Origin of the sequence: Pedococcus aerophilus (assembly GCF_039532215.1) — a bacterium.
GTDB lineage: Bacteria > Actinomycetota > Actinomycetes > Actinomycetales > Dermatophilaceae > Pedococcus > Pedococcus aerophilus.
The window spans coordinates 53563-71205 of record NZ_BAAARN010000001.1; the positions used below are offsets into that span (position 1 = coordinate 53563).

18 protein-coding genes and 1 riboswitch are annotated in these 17643 nt (G+C 72.3%); of the genes, 16 read left to right on the forward strand and 2 right to left on the reverse strand.

The features are described from left to right. Nucleotides 1–9 precede the first annotated feature (9 nt). From mihF to ABD286_RS00280, 7 genes are all read left to right on the forward strand, one after another. Nucleotides 10–327, forward strand: coding sequence for an integration host factor, actinobacterial type (gene mihF, locus ABD286_RS00250; RefSeq protein WP_056882257.1), 318 nt, complete (start codon nucleotides 10–12; stop codon nucleotides 325–327). Further along, nucleotides 324–908, forward strand: a complete 585-nt coding sequence (gene gmk, locus ABD286_RS00255) for a guanylate kinase (RefSeq protein ID WP_344189113.1) — start codon at nucleotides 324–326, stop codon at nucleotides 906–908. Before mihF ends, gmk begins: the two co-directional genes overlap by 4 nt. 63 nt (nucleotides 909–971) lie before the next feature. Then, nucleotides 972–1235 carry a DNA-directed RNA polymerase subunit omega gene (gene rpoZ / locus ABD286_RS00260; RefSeq protein WP_344189116.1) on the forward strand — a complete coding sequence of 88 codons (264 nt, stop codon included), beginning with the start codon at nucleotides 972–974 and terminating at the stop codon, nucleotides 1233–1235. Nucleotides 1236–1266: 31 nt separating this feature from the next. After that, the gene (locus ABD286_RS00265; RefSeq protein ID WP_344189118.1) at nucleotides 1267–2631 is read left to right on the forward strand and encodes a bifunctional phosphopantothenoylcysteine decarboxylase/phosphopantothenate synthase; all 1365 of its coding nucleotides are present in this window, start codon (nucleotides 1267–1269) and stop codon (nucleotides 2629–2631) included. Between the two features lie 79 nt (nucleotides 2632–2710). Next, the gene (gene metK / locus ABD286_RS00270) at nucleotides 2711–3931 is read left to right on the forward strand and encodes a methionine adenosyltransferase (protein ID WP_344189120.1); all 1221 of its coding nucleotides are present in this window, start codon (nucleotides 2711–2713) and stop codon (nucleotides 3929–3931) included. Between the two features lie 83 nt (nucleotides 3932–4014). After that, complete coding sequence (locus ABD286_RS00275; protein ID WP_344189122.1) at nucleotides 4015–6072, forward strand: primosomal protein N'; 2058 nt, start codon at nucleotides 4015–4017, stop codon at nucleotides 6070–6072. 171 nt (nucleotides 6073–6243) lie between these two features. Beyond that, nucleotides 6244–6510: a hypothetical protein gene (locus ABD286_RS00280; RefSeq protein ID WP_344189124.1), complete on the forward strand. Its 267-nt coding sequence runs from the start codon at nucleotides 6244–6246 to the stop codon at nucleotides 6508–6510. A 28-nt stretch (nucleotides 6511–6538) separates the two neighbouring features. Here the strand turns inward: ABD286_RS00280 and ABD286_RS00285 are convergent, their stop codons facing one another. Continuing rightward, nucleotides 6539–8140: an HNH endonuclease signature motif containing protein gene (locus tag ABD286_RS00285; RefSeq protein WP_344189127.1), complete on the reverse strand. Its 1602-nt coding sequence runs from the start codon at nucleotides 8138–8140 to the stop codon at nucleotides 6539–6541. A gap of 164 nt (nucleotides 8141–8304) precedes the next feature. Here ABD286_RS00285 and def point away from each other — a divergent pair, with 164 nt between their 5' ends. The 3 genes from def to ABD286_RS00300 are packed head-to-tail and all read left to right on the forward strand — an operon-like array spanning nucleotide 8305 to nucleotide 11407. Further along, a complete protein-coding gene (gene def, locus ABD286_RS00290) occupies nucleotides 8305–8850 on the forward strand; it encodes a peptide deformylase (RefSeq protein WP_344189129.1) in 546 nt (181 codons plus the stop codon). Between the two features lie 2 nt (nucleotides 8851–8852). Further along, a complete protein-coding gene (gene fmt / locus ABD286_RS00295; protein ID WP_344193176.1) occupies nucleotides 8853–9803 on the forward strand; it encodes a methionyl-tRNA formyltransferase in 951 nt (316 codons plus the stop codon). Beyond that, nucleotides 9800–11407, forward strand: coding sequence for an RsmB/NOP family class I SAM-dependent RNA methyltransferase (locus tag ABD286_RS00300; RefSeq protein ID WP_344189131.1), 1608 nt, complete (start codon nucleotides 9800–9802; stop codon nucleotides 11405–11407). The genes fmt and ABD286_RS00300 overlap by 4 nt, the downstream gene beginning before the upstream one ends. 23 nt (nucleotides 11408–11430) lie before the next feature. Here the strand turns inward: ABD286_RS00300 and ABD286_RS00305 are convergent, their stop codons facing one another. After that, nucleotides 11431–12483, reverse strand: coding sequence for a tetratricopeptide repeat protein (locus ABD286_RS00305; RefSeq protein ID WP_344189133.1), 1053 nt, complete (start codon nucleotides 12481–12483; stop codon nucleotides 11431–11433). 20 nt (nucleotides 12484–12503) lie between these two features. Between ABD286_RS00305 and rpe the strand changes: the two genes are divergently transcribed. From rpe to ribH, 6 genes are all read left to right on the forward strand, one after another. Then, nucleotides 12504–13160 (forward strand): ribulose-phosphate 3-epimerase, encoded by a 657-nt coding sequence (gene rpe, locus ABD286_RS00310; RefSeq protein ID WP_344189135.1) that lies wholly within the window; start codon nucleotides 12504–12506, stop codon nucleotides 13158–13160. A 72-nt stretch (nucleotides 13161–13232) separates the two neighbouring features. Beyond that, nucleotides 13233–13363: riboswitch (FMN riboswitch) on the forward strand. 120 nt (nucleotides 13364–13483) lie between these two features. After that, a complete protein-coding gene (gene ribD / locus ABD286_RS00315) occupies nucleotides 13484–14533 on the forward strand; it encodes a bifunctional diaminohydroxyphosphoribosylaminopyrimidine deaminase/5-amino-6-(5-phosphoribosylamino)uracil reductase RibD (RefSeq protein WP_344189137.1) in 1050 nt (349 codons plus the stop codon). Further along, a complete protein-coding gene (locus ABD286_RS00320) occupies nucleotides 14533–15165 on the forward strand; it encodes a riboflavin synthase (protein WP_344189139.1) in 633 nt (210 codons plus the stop codon). The genes ribD and ABD286_RS00320 overlap by 1 nt, the downstream gene beginning before the upstream one ends. Further along, nucleotides 15162–15872 (forward strand): nicotinamide riboside transporter PnuC, encoded by a 711-nt coding sequence (pnuC, locus tag ABD286_RS00325; protein ID WP_344189141.1) that lies wholly within the window; start codon nucleotides 15162–15164, stop codon nucleotides 15870–15872. The genes ABD286_RS00320 and pnuC overlap by 4 nt, the downstream gene beginning before the upstream one ends. Then, nucleotides 15869–17098 carry a bifunctional 3,4-dihydroxy-2-butanone-4-phosphate synthase/GTP cyclohydrolase II gene (locus ABD286_RS00330; protein WP_344189143.1) on the forward strand — a complete coding sequence of 410 codons (1230 nt, stop codon included), beginning with the start codon at nucleotides 15869–15871 and terminating at the stop codon, nucleotides 17096–17098. The genes pnuC and ABD286_RS00330 overlap by 4 nt, the downstream gene beginning before the upstream one ends. Next, complete coding sequence (gene ribH, locus ABD286_RS00335) at nucleotides 17095–17565, forward strand: 6,7-dimethyl-8-ribityllumazine synthase (RefSeq protein ID WP_344189145.1); 471 nt, start codon at nucleotides 17095–17097, stop codon at nucleotides 17563–17565. Before ABD286_RS00330 ends, ribH begins: the two co-directional genes overlap by 4 nt. Nucleotides 17566–17643 lie beyond the last annotated feature (78 nt).

Sequence of the window (17643 nt, forward strand, 5' to 3'; positions counted from 1 at the left end):
AGTAATGCTGTGGCACTTCCCCCGTTGACGCCCGAGCAGCGAGCAGCGGCCCTGGAGAAGGCCGCTGTGGCCCGCCGCGAGCGAGCCGCTGTGAAGAACCGCCTGAAGTACGCGCAGGGCTCCCTCAAGGAGGTCATCGCGGACGGCAAGGGCAACGACGTGGTCGGCAAGATGAAGGTCTCCGCCCTCCTGGAGTCGATGCCGGGCGTCGGCCGTGTCCGCGCCCGCCAGATCATGGAGGAGGTCGGCATCTCCGAGAGCCGCCGCGTCCGTGGTCTCGGCGCCAACCAGATCTCGGCGCTGCTCACCCGCTTCGACGAGGCGTGAGCCGCCCCGACCTCGCCGGCGAGGAGCGCCCCCGGCGCCTCGTCGTCCTGGCCGGACCCACCGCGGTCGGCAAGGGCACCCTGTCCGCCTACGTGCGCGACCACTTCCCCGAGGTGTGGCTGTCGGTCAGCGCCACCACCCGCAAGCCCCGCCCCGGCGAGGTCGACGGGACGCACTACCACTTCGTCGACGAGGCCGAGTTCACCCGGATGGAGCAGGCCGGCGAGCTCATCGAGTCGGCGGTCGTGCACGGGCGCAACCACTACGGCACCCCGCGGGGCCCGGTGGAGCAGTCCCTGCGCGACCACAGGATGGCCCTGCTCGAGATCGACCTCCAGGGTGCCCGCCAGGTCCGGGCGAGCATGCCCGAGGCGCTCTTCGTCTTCCTCGCTCCGCCGAGCTGGGACGAGCTGGTCCGCCGGCTGGTCGGACGCGGCACCGAGGACGAGGAGGAGCGGACCCGCCGACTGGAGACCGCGAAGGTCGAGCTGGCCGCCGAGGACGAGTTCGACGTCACCATCGTCAACGACGATGTTCGTCGGGCAGCCGAAGAACTCGTATCATTGATGCGATCCCACTGACGTCTGCGTCGCACCACCCCCGCTGACGCCTTCGTCATCTCAACTTCAGGAGTGATTTCCCCCGTGTCCGGAACCGTCGCGAACCCGATCGGCATCACCAACCCCCCGATCGACGACCTGCTCACCAAGGCCGACTCCAAGTACGCCCTGGTCATCTACTCCGCCAAGCGCGCGCGCCAGATCAACGCGTACTACAGCCAGCTCCAGGAGGGCCTGCTCGAGTACGTCGGCCCCCTCGTCGACAGCCAGGTCCACGAGAAGTCGATGTCCATCGCCCTGCGCGAGATCAACCAGGGCCTGGTCACCTCCGAGCCGATCGAGAGCTGAGCCCGGCAGGGGAGCAGGGAACGACAGCGCAGTGGCGCGCATCGTCCTCGGGGTCGCCGGCGGGATCGCGGCCTACAAGGCCTGCTCCCTGCTGCGCCTGTTCACCGAGGCCGGCCACGACGTGACCGTGGTGCCGACCGAGTCGGCCCTGCGCTTCGTGGGCGCCCCCACTTGGGAGGCGCTGTCCGGCAAGCCGGTCTCGACCGGTGTCTGGGACTCGGTCCACGAGGTGCCGCACGTGCGCCTCGGCCAGTCGGCGGACCTCGTGGTCGTGGCACCGGCGACGGCCGACCTCGTCGCCAAGGCCGCCCACGGGCTGGCCGGTGACCTGCTCACCAACGTCCTGCTCACCGCCCGCTGCCCGGTGGTCGTGGCCCCGGCCATGCACACCGAGATGTACGAGCACGCGGCCACGCAGGCGAACATCTCGACGCTCATCGAGCGCGGGGTCCACGTCATCCCGCCGGCGTCCGGTCGCCTCACGGGCGCCGACACCGGTCCCGGCCGGCTCCCCGAGCCCGCCGACCTGTATGCCGTGTGCGAGCGGATCCTGCTCCACGGCACCCCCGCGGTGGTGCCCTCGAAGTACCCGCCCCGGCCCGGCGCCGCCCCCGACGACGGGGAGGGGGCGGGGCAGGTCACGGACGACGGGACCGTCCCGACGGCGGACGACATCGTCGGGGCCGCAGGCGCCTCCGGTGGAGGTGTCGAGGGCGGGCTCGAGGGTCGGACCGTGGTCATCACCGCAGGGGGCACCCGCGAGCCGCTGGACCCCGTGCGCTTCCTGGGCAACCGGAGCTCGGGCAAGCAGGGTTTCGCCCTCGCGACCGTCGCCGCCCGCCGCGGCGCCCGGGTCGTCCTCGTCGCGGCCAACACCTCGCTCGCGGCGCCCGAGGGCGTGATCGTGGTGCCCGTGCAGACGGCGCTCGAGCTGGAGACGGCGGTCGCGGCCGCCGCACCCGGTGCCGACGTCGTGGTGATGGCCGCGGCCGTGGCCGACTTCCGTCCGGCGCACTACACCGACTCCAAGATCAAGAAGACCCACGACGCCGCCGACCCCGATGCCGCCCCGACGATCGAGCTGGTCCGCAACCCCGACGTCCTGGCCGGGCTGGTGGCCCGTCGCGGCGACGACGCGAGCCCGGTCATCGTGGGCTTCGCCGCCGAGACCGGTGACGAGGACGGCAGCGTCCTCGACCACGCCCGGGCCAAGCTCGCGCGCAAGGGCTGCGACCTGCTCGTCGTCAACGAGGTCGGTACCGACAAGACGTTCGGGCTCGACGACAACACCGTGCACATCCTGCGGCTGGGGTCGAGCCACGTGGTCGATGCCGGGCCGGCGCCCAAGGAAGAGATCTCTGCCGCAGTGTGGGATGCCGTCCAGCAGATCTTGTGACGTAGGTACACTCGCGAGGTCCGTGCGGCTCCGGCTCGCGGCCGTCAGTCAGCAGCCGCTGCCCCCGAAGGAGATTTGAGTGTCCGCACGCCTGTTCACGTCCGAGTCCGTCACCGAGGGACACCCGGACAAGATCTGTGACCAGATCTCCGACTCGATCCTCGACGCCATGCTGGCCGAGGACAGGAGCAGCCGGGTGGCCGTCGAGACGATGGTCACGACCGGCCTGGTCCACGTGGCCGGCGAGGTCGACACCCGCAGCTACGTCCCGATCGCCCAGATCGTGCGCGACACCATCAAGGGCATCGGGTACGACTCCTCCGAGAAGGGCTTCGACGGAGCCTCCTGCGGCGTCTCGATCTCCATCGGCGAGCAGTCGCCCGACATCGCCCAGGGCGTCGACACCGCGCACGAGAACCGCACCGGCGGCGTGGACCCGCTCGACAAGCAGGGTGCCGGCGACCAGGGCCTGATGTTCGGGTACGCCTGCGAGGACACCGCCGAGCTCATGCCGCTGCCGATCTACCTCGCGCACCGACTGGCCGAGCGCCTCACCGAGGTCCGCAAGTCCGGCAAGGTCGCCTACCTGCGTCCCGACGGCAAGACCCAGGTCACCATCGGCTACGAGGGCGACCGGGCGGTCAAGCTCGACACCGTCGTCCTGTCGACGCAGCACGCGTCCGACATCTCCCTCGACGACCTGCTCGCGCCCGACATCGAGCAGCACGTCATCGCCCCGGTCCTCGCCGAGCTCGCCGAGACCGGCACCGACCTCGACACCTCGAGCTACCGCAGCCTCATCAACCCGACCGGTCGCTTCGAGATCGGTGGCCCGATGGGCGACGCCGGCCTCACCGGCCGCAAGATCATCGTCGACACTTACGGCGGCATGGCCCGCCACGGTGGCGGTGCGTTCTCAGGCAAGGACCCGTCGAAGGTCGACCGCTCCGCCGCGTACGCCATGCGCTGGGTCGCCAAGAACATCGTCGCCGCCGGGCTCGCCCGCCGCTGCGAGGTCCAGGTCGCCTACGCCATCGGCAAGGCGCAGCCGGTCGGCCTCTACGTCGAGACCTTCGGCACGGAGACCGAGCCGGTCGACAAGATCCAGGCCGCGATCACCTCGGTGTTCGACCTGCGACCCGGTGCCATCGTCGACCAGCTCGACCTGCTCCGCCCGATCTACAAGGCCACGGCGGCCTACGGCCACTTCGGTCGCACCTCGGTCGAGGGCGTCGAGAACGCCTTCACCTGGGAGTGCACCGACCGCGTCGAGGCCCTCCAGCGCGCCGTCAAGGGCTGACCCACCGGTCACCGCACCGTCCAGCCGACCCGGCCGACCCCCTGCCCCGCAGGGATGTCGGCCGGGTCGACTAGTTTTCCGGTGTGTCCGATCCGGGGAGCGCCGAGCAGCTGTCGCTGATCCGCGCCGCCCTGCCCAAGGCGCCGCGGCCCACGAAGGCCGCCGACCAGGAGCTCGCCGAGACCGACCCGGTCGCTGCGGTCGTCGTCGACACCGGCCTGGCCCACCTCGACCGGCCCTTCGAGTACCTCGTGCCGGCGGCCCTCGCCGAGACCGCGGTACCGGGTGCGAGGGTCAAGGTGCGGTTCGCCGGGCAGGACCTCGACGGGTTCCTCGTCTCTCGCAAGGCGGCGGCCGAGCACGACGGTCGGCTGGCCCCGATCCGTCGGGTCGTCTCGCCCGAGCCGGTGCTCACCGAGCGGCAGCTCGCCGTGGCCCGAGCCGTGGCAGCCCGCTACGCAGGCACCCTCGGTGACGTCCTGCGGCTGTCGGTGCCGCCGCGGCACGCCGCCGCGGAGAAGGCGTTGTCCCTCGAGCCGCCAGCGCCAGACCCGCTGCCGGCCCCCTCGGGGCCCGGACCCGCCTGGAGCCGGTATGCCGCCGGGCCGGCGTTCCTCTCCCGCCTCACCGCCGGGGACGCCCCTGCCGCCTCGTGGCTCGCGCTGCCCACGACCGATCCCGCGGCCGACTGGCCGGCTGCCCTGGCGGCAGCGGCTGCCGCGACCGTCGCCGGAGGGCGGGGGGCCCTGCTGGTCGTCCCCGACCACCGGGACGTCACGCGCGTCGACGCCGCCCTGACCGCCGCGCTCGGACCCGGTCGTCATGTCCGGTTGACTGCCGACCAGGGCCCGCAGGCGCGGTACACCGCCTGGCTCAAGGTGCTTCGGGGCCACGTCTCGGTCGTGGTGGGCACCCGCGCGGCGGCCTTCGCCCCGGTGCGCGACCTGGGTCTCGTGTCGTGGTGGGACGACGGTGACGACAACCACGAGGAGCCTCGCGCGCCATACCCGCACGTCCGGGAGGTGCTGCTCACGCGAGCCGCCGTCGAGGGAGCCGCCGTGCTGTCCGGCGGGTTCACCCGGACGGTGGCCGTGCAACAGCTCGTCGAGACCGGCACCCTGCGACCCATCAGCGCCGCGGGTCCTGTCCGCGGTGCCGTGCCGCGCGTCGTCGTCGCGGGGGAGGGCCTGGAGCTCGAGCGCGACCCGGCCGCTGCCAGCGCGCACCTGCCGTCTGTCGCGTGGCGCACCGCCAAGGCCGCCCTCGAGACCGGTCCGGTGCTGGTGCAGGTGCCCCGGCGGGGGTACGTCCCGTCGCTGGCCTGCCAGACCTGCCGTGCCCCGGCTCGCTGCGCGCACTGCTCAGGGCCGATCGCGGTGACCGGGCGTGGGGCCGAGCCCGCGTGCCGTTGGTGCGGTCGTGGGGTGGGCCGGTTCGAGTGCCGCCAGTGCGGTGGTCGTGAGCTGCGCTCGTCCGTCGTCGGTGCCCGGCGCACCGCCGAGGAGCTGGGGCGGGCGTTCCCCGGGGTGCCGGTGCACACCTCCGGCGCAGGTGCCGTGCTCGACCGGGTCGCCGCCACACCGTCGTTGGTCATCGCGACTCCGGGGGCCGAGCCGGTGGCCGAGGGCGGGTACGCCGCGACCCTGCTGCTCGATGCGTGGGCCTCGCTCGACCGCCCGACGCTGGACGCGGGGGAGGAGGCGTTGCGTCGCTGGCTCGCGGCTGCTGCCCTGACCAGAGGTTCTGCGTCTCGTGGCCAGGTGGTGCTGTGCGGGGCCCCCGGCCACACGACGCTGCCCGTCGTCGAGGCGCTGGTGCGCTGGGACCCGGTCTGGTTCGCCGCGCGCGAGCTCGCCGACCGGGCGGCGCTGTCGTTGCCGCCCACCGTGGTGATGGCCGCCGTGAGTGGCGAACGCCGAGCGGTCGAGGCCGCCCTGGTGCAGGCCGAGCTCGCCGGGACCACCGAACGACTTGGGCCGTTGCCGCTGCCCGACGACGCCGTCCGGATGCTGTTGCGCGTCCCGCTCGCCGATCGTGACGCCCTGGCGGCCTCACTGACTGCGATGCGCGCCAAGCGCAGCGCCCGCAAGGAGCCCGTCAGCGTCCAGGTGCGGGTCGACCCACCCGACCCCGCGACGTAGGACGGGTCGACGCCCAGGCGCCGCGGTCCTGTCGTGACCCGGCGTCCTGTCGGTGCTCGCGGCCCCGCCCCCTGCCCCTGCCCCTGCCCCTGCCCCTGCAACTGGTTGTGGCCTTGACCGGAGGATCCGCGAAGGTCCTCGTTGCCTGCGCCATTGGCCTACATTGCGTCCGTGAGCTCTCGTACGCGGTTCCGCGGTCTCGTGGTGCTGGTCCTCGCGCTCCTCGTCACAGGAACCGTCCTGTGGGTCGGGCAGAGCGAGGCACAGTTCGGCTGGTTCGCCTACGCGCCGCTGGACCCAGGGTCGGCGTCTGCGCTGGCGGTCGTCTCGGAGCGACGACAGGCGGGCCTGATCGTGTCGCTGACCGGACTTCTCCTGCTGAGCGGCCTGGTGGGCTTCATGCTCGGCCGGCGCAGCGGCCTGCGTTCGCCTCGGTAGAGGTCGAAGGGTCTGCCTCCACGCGAGGTCAGCGTGGCGGTTCGGTCTCCCAGGGGATGAGGCCTTCGGAGATGATGACGAGTCCGGCTCCTGAGGACGTGGTCCTGCGTGCGCTTGAGCCGTTGGGTGTTCGGGACGTGCGGGGTGTGCGGGTGGGGCGGCCTGGTGGTTTGGTGCGGGCGAGTTCGGGGTGGGTGATCTCGAGGTCGGAGGGGAGCTCGATGTCGTTCCAGCTGGCGTTGCCGCCGGTGGGTGGTCGGTAGGTGCCGGCCGGAATGGTCGGGTCGCCGCCGGGTGGTGGGGCTGTCTCTGCGGGTCGGGGTGGGCGGATGGGTAGCCCGTACCGGTTGACCACGGTCAGTCCGTCGGGTCGGTCGGGGTCACCGGTGATCTGGAAGTCGCCACGGTCGATGCCGTCGTGGTGCCTGGTGCACAACGAGATCTGGTTGGTCGTGTCAGTGGCACCGCCATCGGCCCAGGGATGCAGGTGGTGGATCTCGACGAAGCCGGTGTTGGTGGTCGGGCAGCCGGGGAACCGGCAGCCGCGGTCGCGGTCCAGGACCAGGCGTCGGGAGCGTTCGGGCAGGATCCGCATCGACCGCCCGACCGAGACCGGTCGCCCTTGGGTTTCCCAGACGGGTTGGACCACACCATCGCTGATGAACCGGCTCAGCAGCCGCGTGGGGATCGCGTGCCCGCCGGTGGCCCAGGCACCGTTGGTGTCCAGGTGCAGGTACACCCGGTAGTGCGCCGCCCGTGATGTCGAGGTGATCGAGGCCAGCGACCGGTTCGCCATCTCCTCGAGCGCGTCGGCATAGGTCGGCAACCCGGCGTGCGGGTCCTGGCTGTGGCCCAGCCCTGCGCCCGACTCGGCGCCATCGGCACGGCCATCGCTGGCGGCATCGCTCCCGGTCTTGCCGTTGTCGGTGTCACGGCGGCGGGTGAACAACGCATCCTTGGCCTCCTTCACAGCTTGTTCGACCAGGGCGCCGGTAGTCGCGGGCGCGGAGTACCGCAGCTGGAACCGACCATCAGCGTCGTAGGTCATGGTCAGCTCGGGCCGGGCACAGGCCCGCTGCTCCGCGATCGAGGCCTTCGCGGCGTCGTGCTCTTCCCTCACCAGGGTGCGGGCGTCTGGCGCGGTGCCGGTCGCTGCTGGCCCGTCGTCGCCCGGTTCGGGTGCTGGGTCGGCGGGGAAGGCGTGCATCCGGACCGCACGGCGTAGCTGGGGCACGGTTGCTTCGCGGGCGAACCGGGTCAGCGACTTCTGGTGACTCGCGGGCACGTTGCGGGCCAGGACCGCGACCTGGTCCAGGGAGAGCTCACCGGCAGACAGTGCAGTCCCAGCGTCGGTCAGCTCGGTGCGGCGCCGTGCGACGGCGACGATGTCGGCGGCGTGGGCAGGGGCCAACCCGGCCCGGACGACGAGGTAGTGCTCGGGGGACTTGAACCCGCCCTCACCCCAGTGACTGCCGGTCATGACCTCGTCGATGATGTCGACCAGCTCGGCCTGCGCCCGGTTCAACCGTCCCGCGACTGCGGCGGTGCGGTCCCACAGGTCCCGGTTCCGCACACCCCAGCTGCCCGGCGCGAGTGCATCGGGGACGGTGCTGAGGGGAGCGGTCGACATGTCCTAATCGTACAGGTGTTCGAACGATGACGAAAGAGTTGTCCACACCCAACGCGCGCGAGTTCGCCCGCAGCAGAACGACATTCGCGAAGCGGTCCCTACCGAAGTGAGCTCCGCTGCGGCGGTGCGCGCCGCGCCATACGGTCGCACCTAGACTGGACGCCGTGTCGATCCAGAACATCCGCCTCTTCGGTGACCCGGTGCTGCGCACCGCCGCCGAACCCGTCGTCGACTTCGACCGTGAGCTCCGCCAGCTGGTCAAGGACCTCACCGACACGATGATGGACGCGCCCGGCGCTGGCCTTGCGGCACCGCAGATCGGCGTGGGCCTGCGCGTGTTCACGTACTGGATCGACGGCGAGCTCGGGCACCTCGTCAACCCCGACCTGTCGCTGTCCGACGAGATGCAGGACGGCGAGGAGGGCTGCCTGTCGTTCCCCGGCATGAAGTTCGAGACGCCGCGGTCGCTGCGGGTGGTGGCCAAGGGCTTCAACCAGTTCGGGGAGCCGGTCCTCATCGAGGGCTCCGAGCTCATGGCCCGCTGCATCCAGCACGAGACCGACCACCTCGACGGCATCTTGTTCATCGACCGGATGGACCGCGAGCAGCGCAAGCTCGCCATGCGGGCGATCCGCGAGGCCCAGTGGTCGGGCGAGGCCGCGCCCACCGTCAAGGTCAGCCCGCACGCGACGTTCGGCAGGAGCCTGTGAGCCTGCGCCTCGTCTTCGCCGGTACCCCCGAGGTCGCGGTCCCGGCCCTGGCCGCACTCCATGCCTCCGAGCACGAGGTGGTCGCGGTCGTCACGCGACCGGATGCCCGTTCCGGGCGCGGCCGTGGCCTCGCCCAGTCACCGGTCCGGCAGTGGGCGCAGGAGCACGGCATCGAGGTGCTCACCCCGCGCAAGCCCGGGGAGGAGGACTTCCTCGAGCGGTTGCGCGAGCTCGAGCCCGACGTGTGCCCCGTCGTGGCGTACGGCGCGCTCATCCCGCGCGTGGCTCTCGACGTCCCCCGCCACGGCTGGGTCAACCTGCACTTCTCGCTGCTCCCTGCATGGCGCGGCGCGGCCCCGGTCCAGCACGCGCTCATGGCCGGCGACGAGATGACCGGTGCGTCCACCTTCCTCATCGAGCAGGGCCTGGACACCGGCCCGGTGTATGGCGTGATGACCGAACGCGTCCGTCCCACCGACACCTCCGGTGACCTCCTGGGTCGTCTCGCCGAAGGGGGAGCCGGGCTGCTCGTGGCGACGATGGACGGGATCGAGGACGGTTCGCTGCGACCCGTGCCGCAGAGCCCCGAGGGGGTCTCGCTGGCGCCCAAGATCGAGGTGGCCGACGCGCAGGTCCGGTGGGACAGGCCTGCCGTCGCGGTCGACAGGCTCGTCCGCGGCTGTACCCCGGCACCGGGTGCCTGGACGACGTTTCGCGGCGAGCGGGTCAAGCTGGCGCCGGTCTCGCTGACCGCCGCCGACGCCCCCGAGGGCCTGGCCCCCGGCGAGGTCGTCGCGGGCAAACGTGAGGTCTGGGTCGGCACCGGGACCACCCCGGTCCTGCTCGGCCAGGTGCGCCCGCACGGCAAGAAGGACATGGCCGCCCCCGACTGGGCGCGCGGCACCCGCATCGCACGAGGAGAGTCCTTCACCATGGTCGAGGCACAGGCATGAGCGAGTCCGACGGCGGCGGCCGGCGCGACGACAACCGCAGCGGTCGACCCGACGACAACCGCCGCGGCGGCCCGGGTGGGCGGGACGGCGAACGTCGTGCCGCTGGTCCTCGACGGAACGCCCAGGGGCGGCAGCGTCCCGAGCGCGCGCACGGCGGGCGGGAGCGCTCGGCGCAGAAGCCGAGCGAACGCGGCCGCACGAGCGACCCGCAGCGGCTCGCCGCCTACACGGTGATGCGTGCTGTCGCCGACGGGGCCTACGCCAACCTCGAGCTCCCGAAGGTGTTGCGGGACAAGGACATCCGAGGCCGGGACGCCGCGTTCACGACCGAGCTGGTCTACGGCGCGGTCCGCATGCACGGCCTCTACGACCCGATCATCTCCGTCGCCGCCGCACGACCGATCGCGAAGATCGACGAGAACGTCGTCGACACGCTGCGCCTCGGTGCGCACCAGCTGCTCGGCATGCGTGTCCCCACCCACGCCGCGGTCGACGAGACGGTGGCCCTGGCCCGCAAGGTCAACGGTGCGGGCGCTGCCGGGTTCGTCAACGCCGTGATGCGCCGCATCAGCGAGCGCGACCTCGACGCGTGGCTGGCCGAGGTCGTCCCGACGAACGGTGACCTCACGGCCCGGCTCGCCGTCGAGCACTCCCACCCGGAGTGGGTGGTCAAGGCCTTGCGCGCCGCCCTGCTCGGCCACGGCGCAGCCACGGCCGAGACGATCGACGACGACCTCAGCTCGCTCGTCGCCTCGGACAACGACCCGGCCAAGGTCTCCCTCGTCGCACGCCCTGGCCTCAGCAGCGTCAGTGAGCTCGTCGACGACGGCGCCGAGGCCTCGTGGCTCTCCCCGGTCGGTGCGATCCTTCCCGGAGGTGACCCGGGCGCCATACGGGCGGTGCGTGAGGGGCGAGCCGCGGTCCAGGACGAGGGCTCGCAGCTGCTCGCCCTCGCCCTCGCCGCGGTGCCGGTCGAGGCCGAGGCACCCGAGCAGTGGCTGGACCTCTGCGCGGGTCCCGGTGGCAAGGCGGGACTGCTGGCCGCGCTGGCGCTGCAGGCCGGCGCCGACCTCACGGCCAACGAGGTGACCGAGCACCGTACGGAGCTCGTGCGACAGACCCTGCGCCCGGCCCTGCTCCAGGCCGGTGCCCACGGTCGGACGATCGACGTACGTACCGGTGACGGCAGGTTCTACGGCGAGGACGAGCCCGGTCGCTACCACCGTGTCCTCGTCGACGCGCCGTGCACCGGCCTCGGTGCGCTGCGCCGCCGTCCCGAGGCCCGCTGGCGTCGGACCCCGGCCGACCTCGCCGACCTCGGGGCCCTGCAGCGCGAGCTCCTGGCGTCGGCCATCGACGCCACGGCGCCCGGTGGCGTCATCGCCTACGCCACGTGCAGCCCGCACCTGGCCGAGACGCAGTTCGTCGTGCGCGACGTCACCCGCAAGCGCGACGACGTCGAGCTCCTGGATGCCCGCGAGTACCTGCGTGACGCCTCGGGCGAGGTCGTGGACGTGCCCGGGGGCGGCAAGACCGTCCAGCTGTGGCCGCACCTGCACGGTACCGACGGCATGTTCCTGGCCCTCCTGCGCAAGACCCGCTGAGCAGTCCTCACCCCGGGCGGCTCTCAGCCCTTGAGCTCGGTCAGCTTCGCGTGCAGCTCTGCGACGACAGGTCTGGCCCCGAGCCGGTCGTGTGCGCCGATGGCCTCCCAGATCAGCCTGCGGGCGACCTCGTGGTCCCCGAGGTCGACGGCGACGAGGGCGGCGGTCCTCCTGAGCTCGGCATCGAGGGGCGGCGACTGGCAGCGGGACGCGTGCTGCTGGGCCTCGGCCAGGTGCTGCCCGGCTTCGTCGCTGTTCCCGAGGGCCGCTGCGACACGGGCGGCGATGGCGTACCCCTCGGCGAACCCCGGGGCGTGGTCCGGTCGCACGGCGAGCCCTTTGATCCCGGCACGGGCGTGGTGCAGGGCCTCCGCCGGGAGCCCGGCGGCAAGCCTGGCCTGGGCGAGGTGGAGGGAGCACAGGGCGACATCGACCTGGGCGCCGGCCGCACCGCTCCCGGCATAGCTCGCGCGGGCGGTTCGTACGAGTCGGTCACCCTCCTCGAGCCGACCTCGCCTGATGGCCAGGTCCCCGAGCAGTCGGAGTCGGCCAGCCTCCTCGAGCGGGTCGGCGTACGCGTCGGCGAGCAGGGTGGTGGCGAGGTCGTCGTCACCCACCTCGATCGCGGTCTGCGCCCGCAGCCGTCGCATCGGACCGGGAGGCGGCTCGTCCCCGAGCATCCGGGCGACCTCGGCATAGCGGCCCAGCCCGAGGAGACTGACGGCCCGGAGACGCGCCGCGGTGGAGGTCCCGGCGACGGACCTCCCGTCGTCAGCGCACTGGTCCAGCAGGTCCAGGGCCAGCTGGTACCGGCCGGTGAGGACTGCACTGGTTACCTTCAGCGACCGGCCCTCCTCGGCGAAGGGCTCCGCGGGCAGCTCACGGTCGAGCACCTGCTGGTGGTGCCCGGCGACCATCAGGTCGCGGAGCTGCACGAGGACGCGCCGTGATCCCAGCGCCCGCCGCACCCTCACGGCCATCACGACCACCACCAGCAGCACCGCTGCGGCCACCCACACCATGAGCGCGATGATGCCGTCCCGCCGGGTCCCGGGTCCGTCTTTCCCCCGCGTCATCGACCGTTAGGGTGAGCGCCGTGCAGATCTCGCCCAGCATCCTGTCGGCCGACTTCGCCAACCTCGAGTCCGAGCTGGCCCGCATCCGCAACGCGGACTGGGCGCACGTCGACGTCATGGACGGGCACTTCGTGCCGAACCTGACGCTCGGGCTCCCGATCGTCGAGGCGCTGGCCAGGGTCAGCCCGATCCCGCTCGACTGCCACCTCATGATCGAGGACCCGGACCGCTGGGCGCCGCGGTACGCCGAGGCCGGTGGCTCGTCCGTCACCTTCCACGTCGAGGCGGCCCGCGACCCGCGCGAGGTCGCCCGGTCCATCCGTGCCGCCGGAGCGCGTTCCGGTATGGCGCTCAAGCCCGGGACCGCGTTCGCCCCCTACGAGGAGCTGCTCACCGACCTCGACATGGTGCTCGTCATGACCGTCGAGCCCGGGTTCGGCGGTCAGTCGTTCATGGCGGACCAGATGCCGAAGCTCGCACAGGTGCGCGAAGCGGTGCGCCGATCCGGTGGCGAGGTGTGGGTGCAGGTCGACGGGGGAGTGTCCGCCACGACCATCGAGCAGTGTGCCGAGGCCGGCGCCGACGTGTTCGTCGCCGGGTCCGCGGTGTACGGCGCGGATGACGCCGCGGCTGCCGTCGACGAGCTGCGCGAGCTGGCCACCCGCCACCAGCACTGACCCGCAGGGGCGGTGAGGACCGTCACGCGGATGTCGGCTACACGCTGCGGCGACCACGCTGGCATACTGGGAGCACGTGCTCCGGGGTCGGTGCAATTCCGAACCGGCGGTGACAGTCCGCGACCCGGCCGCAGCCAGCGGCCGGTTGACCTGGTGGAACTCCAGGACCGACGGTGAAAGTCCGGATGGTAGGCAGCACGCAAGGCAGGACCCTCGGTCCTGTCCGGTGGTGACGACGTCCGACGTCGCGCCCCGGGCACCCGTCGACCCTGCCCGCACGTCCCCCGGAGCTCGACCATCGGTCTCGAGCACGAGGGCAGGACATGCACCAACAGGACGAACCGCGCGACCAGGTCCGGGCGGACCGCGATGTCGCCTGGATGCGTCGCGCCTTGGAGCTCGCTGCGCGGGGGCGTCTGCCCGACGCCAACCCGCGGGTCGGCTGCGTCCTCGTCTCCGCCGACGGCGACCTGGTCTCCGAGGGCTGGCACCGCGGAGCCGGGACCGCCCACGCCGAGGCCGACGCGCTGGGCCGGGCCGGTGACGCCGCCCGGGGCGCGACGGCCTACGTCACCCTCGAGCCCTGCAACCACACCGGACGCACCCAGCCCTGCGCACAGGCGCTCCTCGACGCCGGGGTCGCCCGGGTCGTCCACGCCCAGTCCGACCCGAACCCCCGTGCCGCCGGCGGCGCCGACGTGCTCCGTGACGCAGGAGTCGAGGTCGTCAGCGGCGTCCTCGACGAGGAGGCCACGGCCCTCAACGCCACCTGGACCCACCTGGTCACCACAGGACGTCCGTGGGTGACGTGGAAGCTCGCGTCCACCCTCGACGGGCGCAGCGCCGCGGCCGACGGCACCAGCCAGTGGATCACCGGGCCGGTCGCCCGGGACGACGTCCACGCCCGGCGCTCCCGGTGCGGCGCCGTCATCATCGGCACCGGCACCGCCCTGACCGACGACCCGCGCCTCACCGCCCGTCGGGCCGACGGCACGCTGTTCGACGACCAGCCCCTGCGGGTCGTCGTGGGGGAGCGCGACCTGCGACCCGGTGCCCGCGTGCTCGACGACTCCGCACCGACGTGGCACCTGCGGACCCGTGACCCCAAGGAGGTGCTCACGCGCCTCGCCGACGCCGAGATCCACCACGTGTGGCTCGAGGGTGGGCCGACGATGGCCGCCGCGTTCCTCGCCGCCGGCCTCGTCGACGAGGTCATCGCCTACGTCGCCCCCGTCTTCCTCGGCCGTGGACGCCCCTCGGTGGGCGACCTCGGCATCACCACCATCACCGACGCCCTTCGCCTCGAGCCGACCGACATCACCGTGCTCGGAACCGATGTGCGAATCACCGCCTCCCTGAAGGAGATCCACTGATGTTCACCGGAATCGTCGAGGAGCTCGGCCACGTGGTCGGGCTCGACACCGGCGAGGACTCGGCCCGCCTCACGGTGAGCGGACCACTCGTGACGACCGATGCGGTCCACGGCGCGTCCATCTCCGTCAACGGCGTCTGCCTCACCGTCGTCGAGCACGGAGGGGGTGAGTTCACCGTCGACGTCATGGCGGAGACGCTCCGACGGTCCAGCCTCGGCGCCCTGGTCCCCGGCGCCAAGGTCAACCTCGAGCGCGCCATGCCGGCGAGCGGGCGGTTCGGGGGCCACGTCGTGCAGGGCCACGTCGACGGCACCGCGACCATCACGCACCGCACCCCGGGCGACCGGTGGGAGGTGGTGGGCTTCACGCTCCCGCCGGAGCTGGCCCGATACGTCGTCGAGAAGGGCTCCATCACCGTCGACGGGGTGAGCCTCACCGTCGCCTCTGTCGACGACACCTCGTTCACCGTCTCGCTCATCCCGACCACGCTCGACCTCACCACCCTGGGCCACAAGGACGTCGGCGACCCCGTCAACCTCGAGGTCGACGTCATCGCCAAGTACGTCGAGCGGCTCATGACCCAGCAGGCCGGCGCCGCCGACGGGGACGCCGCACAGGAGGACCACGCATGAACCTGCTCGACCGCCTCTTCGAGGCCCAGCTGACCATCGGCTCGCAGCACATCCTGTGGCGCGAGATCGTCGGCAACGCCTTCGGGTTCGCCTCGGCCATCGGCGGCATGCGGCGACGCGTGTGGGCCTGGCCGGTGGGCATCGTCGGCAACGCGCTGCTGTTCACCGTGTTCTTCGGCGTCGCCTTCTCCAACCCTCAGCACACCACCCTCTACGGCCAGGCCGGCCGCCAGGTCTTCTTCATCATCACGAGCATCTACGGCTGGCTGCTGTGGCGGCAGGTGCGGCGGGCCAACCGGGCCGAGGGCACCGACCGCCCGGCGATCACCCCTCGCTGGGCGACCGCCCGCGAACGGCTGGCCTACCTCGGGTTCTGGGTCGCCGGAGTGGTCGTCCTCCAGTGGGTTTTCGCCGCCATCGGGGCGGGCTGGCCGGCGCCCCGCTGGTACTTCTGGTGCGACGCCTGGATCTTCGTGGGGTCGATCGTCGCCACCTATGCGATGGCCCGTGGCTGGAACGACTTCTGGCTCGCCTGGATCGCCGTCGACCTCGTCGGTGTCCCGCTGCTGGTGCACTCCAAGTTCTATCCCTCGGCGGTCCTGTATGCCGTGTACGGCGCCCTGGTCGTCTACGGCTTCTTCGTGTGGCTCAAGGCATCCCGCGAGGAGACGCAGCCTGATCGCGAGCTGGCCGGGGTGGGGGCATGAGCCGCCTCGCGACCATCGAGCAGGCCCTCCAGGCGCTGCGCGACGGCCGCCCGGTCCTCGTGACCGACAGCGAGGACCGCGAGAACGAGGGTGACGTCGTGCTCGCCGCCGAGACCCTTACCGACGAGTGGTTGGCGTGGACGATCCGCCACACGAGCGGCTACCTCTGCGCGCCGGTGACCGGCGAGACGGCCGACCGCCTGGGCCTGCCGCTGATGGTCGCCGACAACCGCGACCCCCGCCGCACCGCCTACACGGTCACGGTCGACGCCGCGGTCGGGGTGACCACCGGCATCAGTGCCGTCGACCGTGCCCGCACGATCCGGCTGCTCGCCGACCCGGCCTCCACCGCTGACTCCTTCGTCCGGCCCGGGCACGTGATCCCGTTGCGCGCCAAAGACGGTGGCGTCCTCGAGCGTCCCGGTCACACCGAGGCGGCGGTCGACCTGTGCCGCCTCGCCGGGCTGGCTCCGGTGGGGGCGATCGGTGAGCTGGTCAACGACGACGGCACGATGATGCGCCTGCCCGAGGTCCTCGACGCGGGTGCCCGGGCCGACCTCCCGGTGGTGACGATCGCCCAGCTCATCGCGTGGCGACAGCGCCACGACCGCGTCCGGCGGCTCGCCGAGACCGAGCTCCCCACCGCCCACGGCACCTTCCGGGCCGTCGGCTACCGCGACGTCGTCACCGGTGCCGAGCACCTCGCCCTCGTGAGCCCCCGTGGCTTGTCCGGACGAGCGCCGTTGGTGCGCCTGCACTCCGAGTGCCTCACCGGTGACACCTTCGGCTCCCAGCGGTGCGACTGCGGCCCCCAGCTGGAGCGGGCCCTGGAGCGGGTTGCCGCCGAGGGTGGCGTGGTGGTGTACCTGCGAGGCCACGAGGGACGGGGTGTGGGCCTGGTGGCCAAGCTCCAGGCGTACGCCCTCCAGGACCAGGGCCTCGACACCGTCGACGCCCAGGTCGAGCTCGGCCTGCCCATCGACGCGAGGGAGTATGCCGCCGGCGCAGCCGTGCTCGTCGACCTCGGCATCGAAGCCGTGCGGCTCCTGACGAACAACCCGCTCAAGGTCGAGGCCCTGCGCGAGCACGGCATCGAGGTGCCCGCCGTCGAGCCCATCAGCATCGCGCCGTTGCCGACCAACGAGCACTACCTGCGCACCAAGCGCGACCGGATGGGACACCGCCTGGTCATCGAGAGCACTGACGTGAGTGGAGCAGCAGGATGAGTGGACACGGAGCCCCGACCATCGCGGTGGACGGCACGGGCCTGAGGGTCGCGATCGTCGCGGCGTCGTGGCACGACGTGGTCATGGACGGGCTCGTGGCAGGTGCGGTCCGCGGCCTCGCCGACGCGGGGATCGAGAGCCCTGCGGTGGTCCGTGTCCCCGGCGCAGTAGAGCTGAGTGTCGCCTGCGCCCGGCTCGCCCCGACCCACGACGCGCTCGTCGCCCTTGGCGTCGTCATCCGCGGAGGCACCCCGCACTTCGACTACGTCTGCTCGGGCGTGACGACCGGGCTCACCCAGATCAGCATCACCACGGGCGTGCCCATCGGGTTCGGCGTGCTGACCTGCGACGACGAGCAGCAGGCTCTCGACCGGGCCGGGCTCGAGGGGTCGAGCGAGGACAAGGGCCACGAGGCGGCGACAGCAGCGGTGGCCACCGCGGTCACCCTGCGCGACCTGCACGTCTGACCTGCACGTCTGGACCCACCCGGGCGCGCTGCCCGTCCGCCGCCCTCCGCGCCCTGCGGAGGACCCGCCCGAACAACG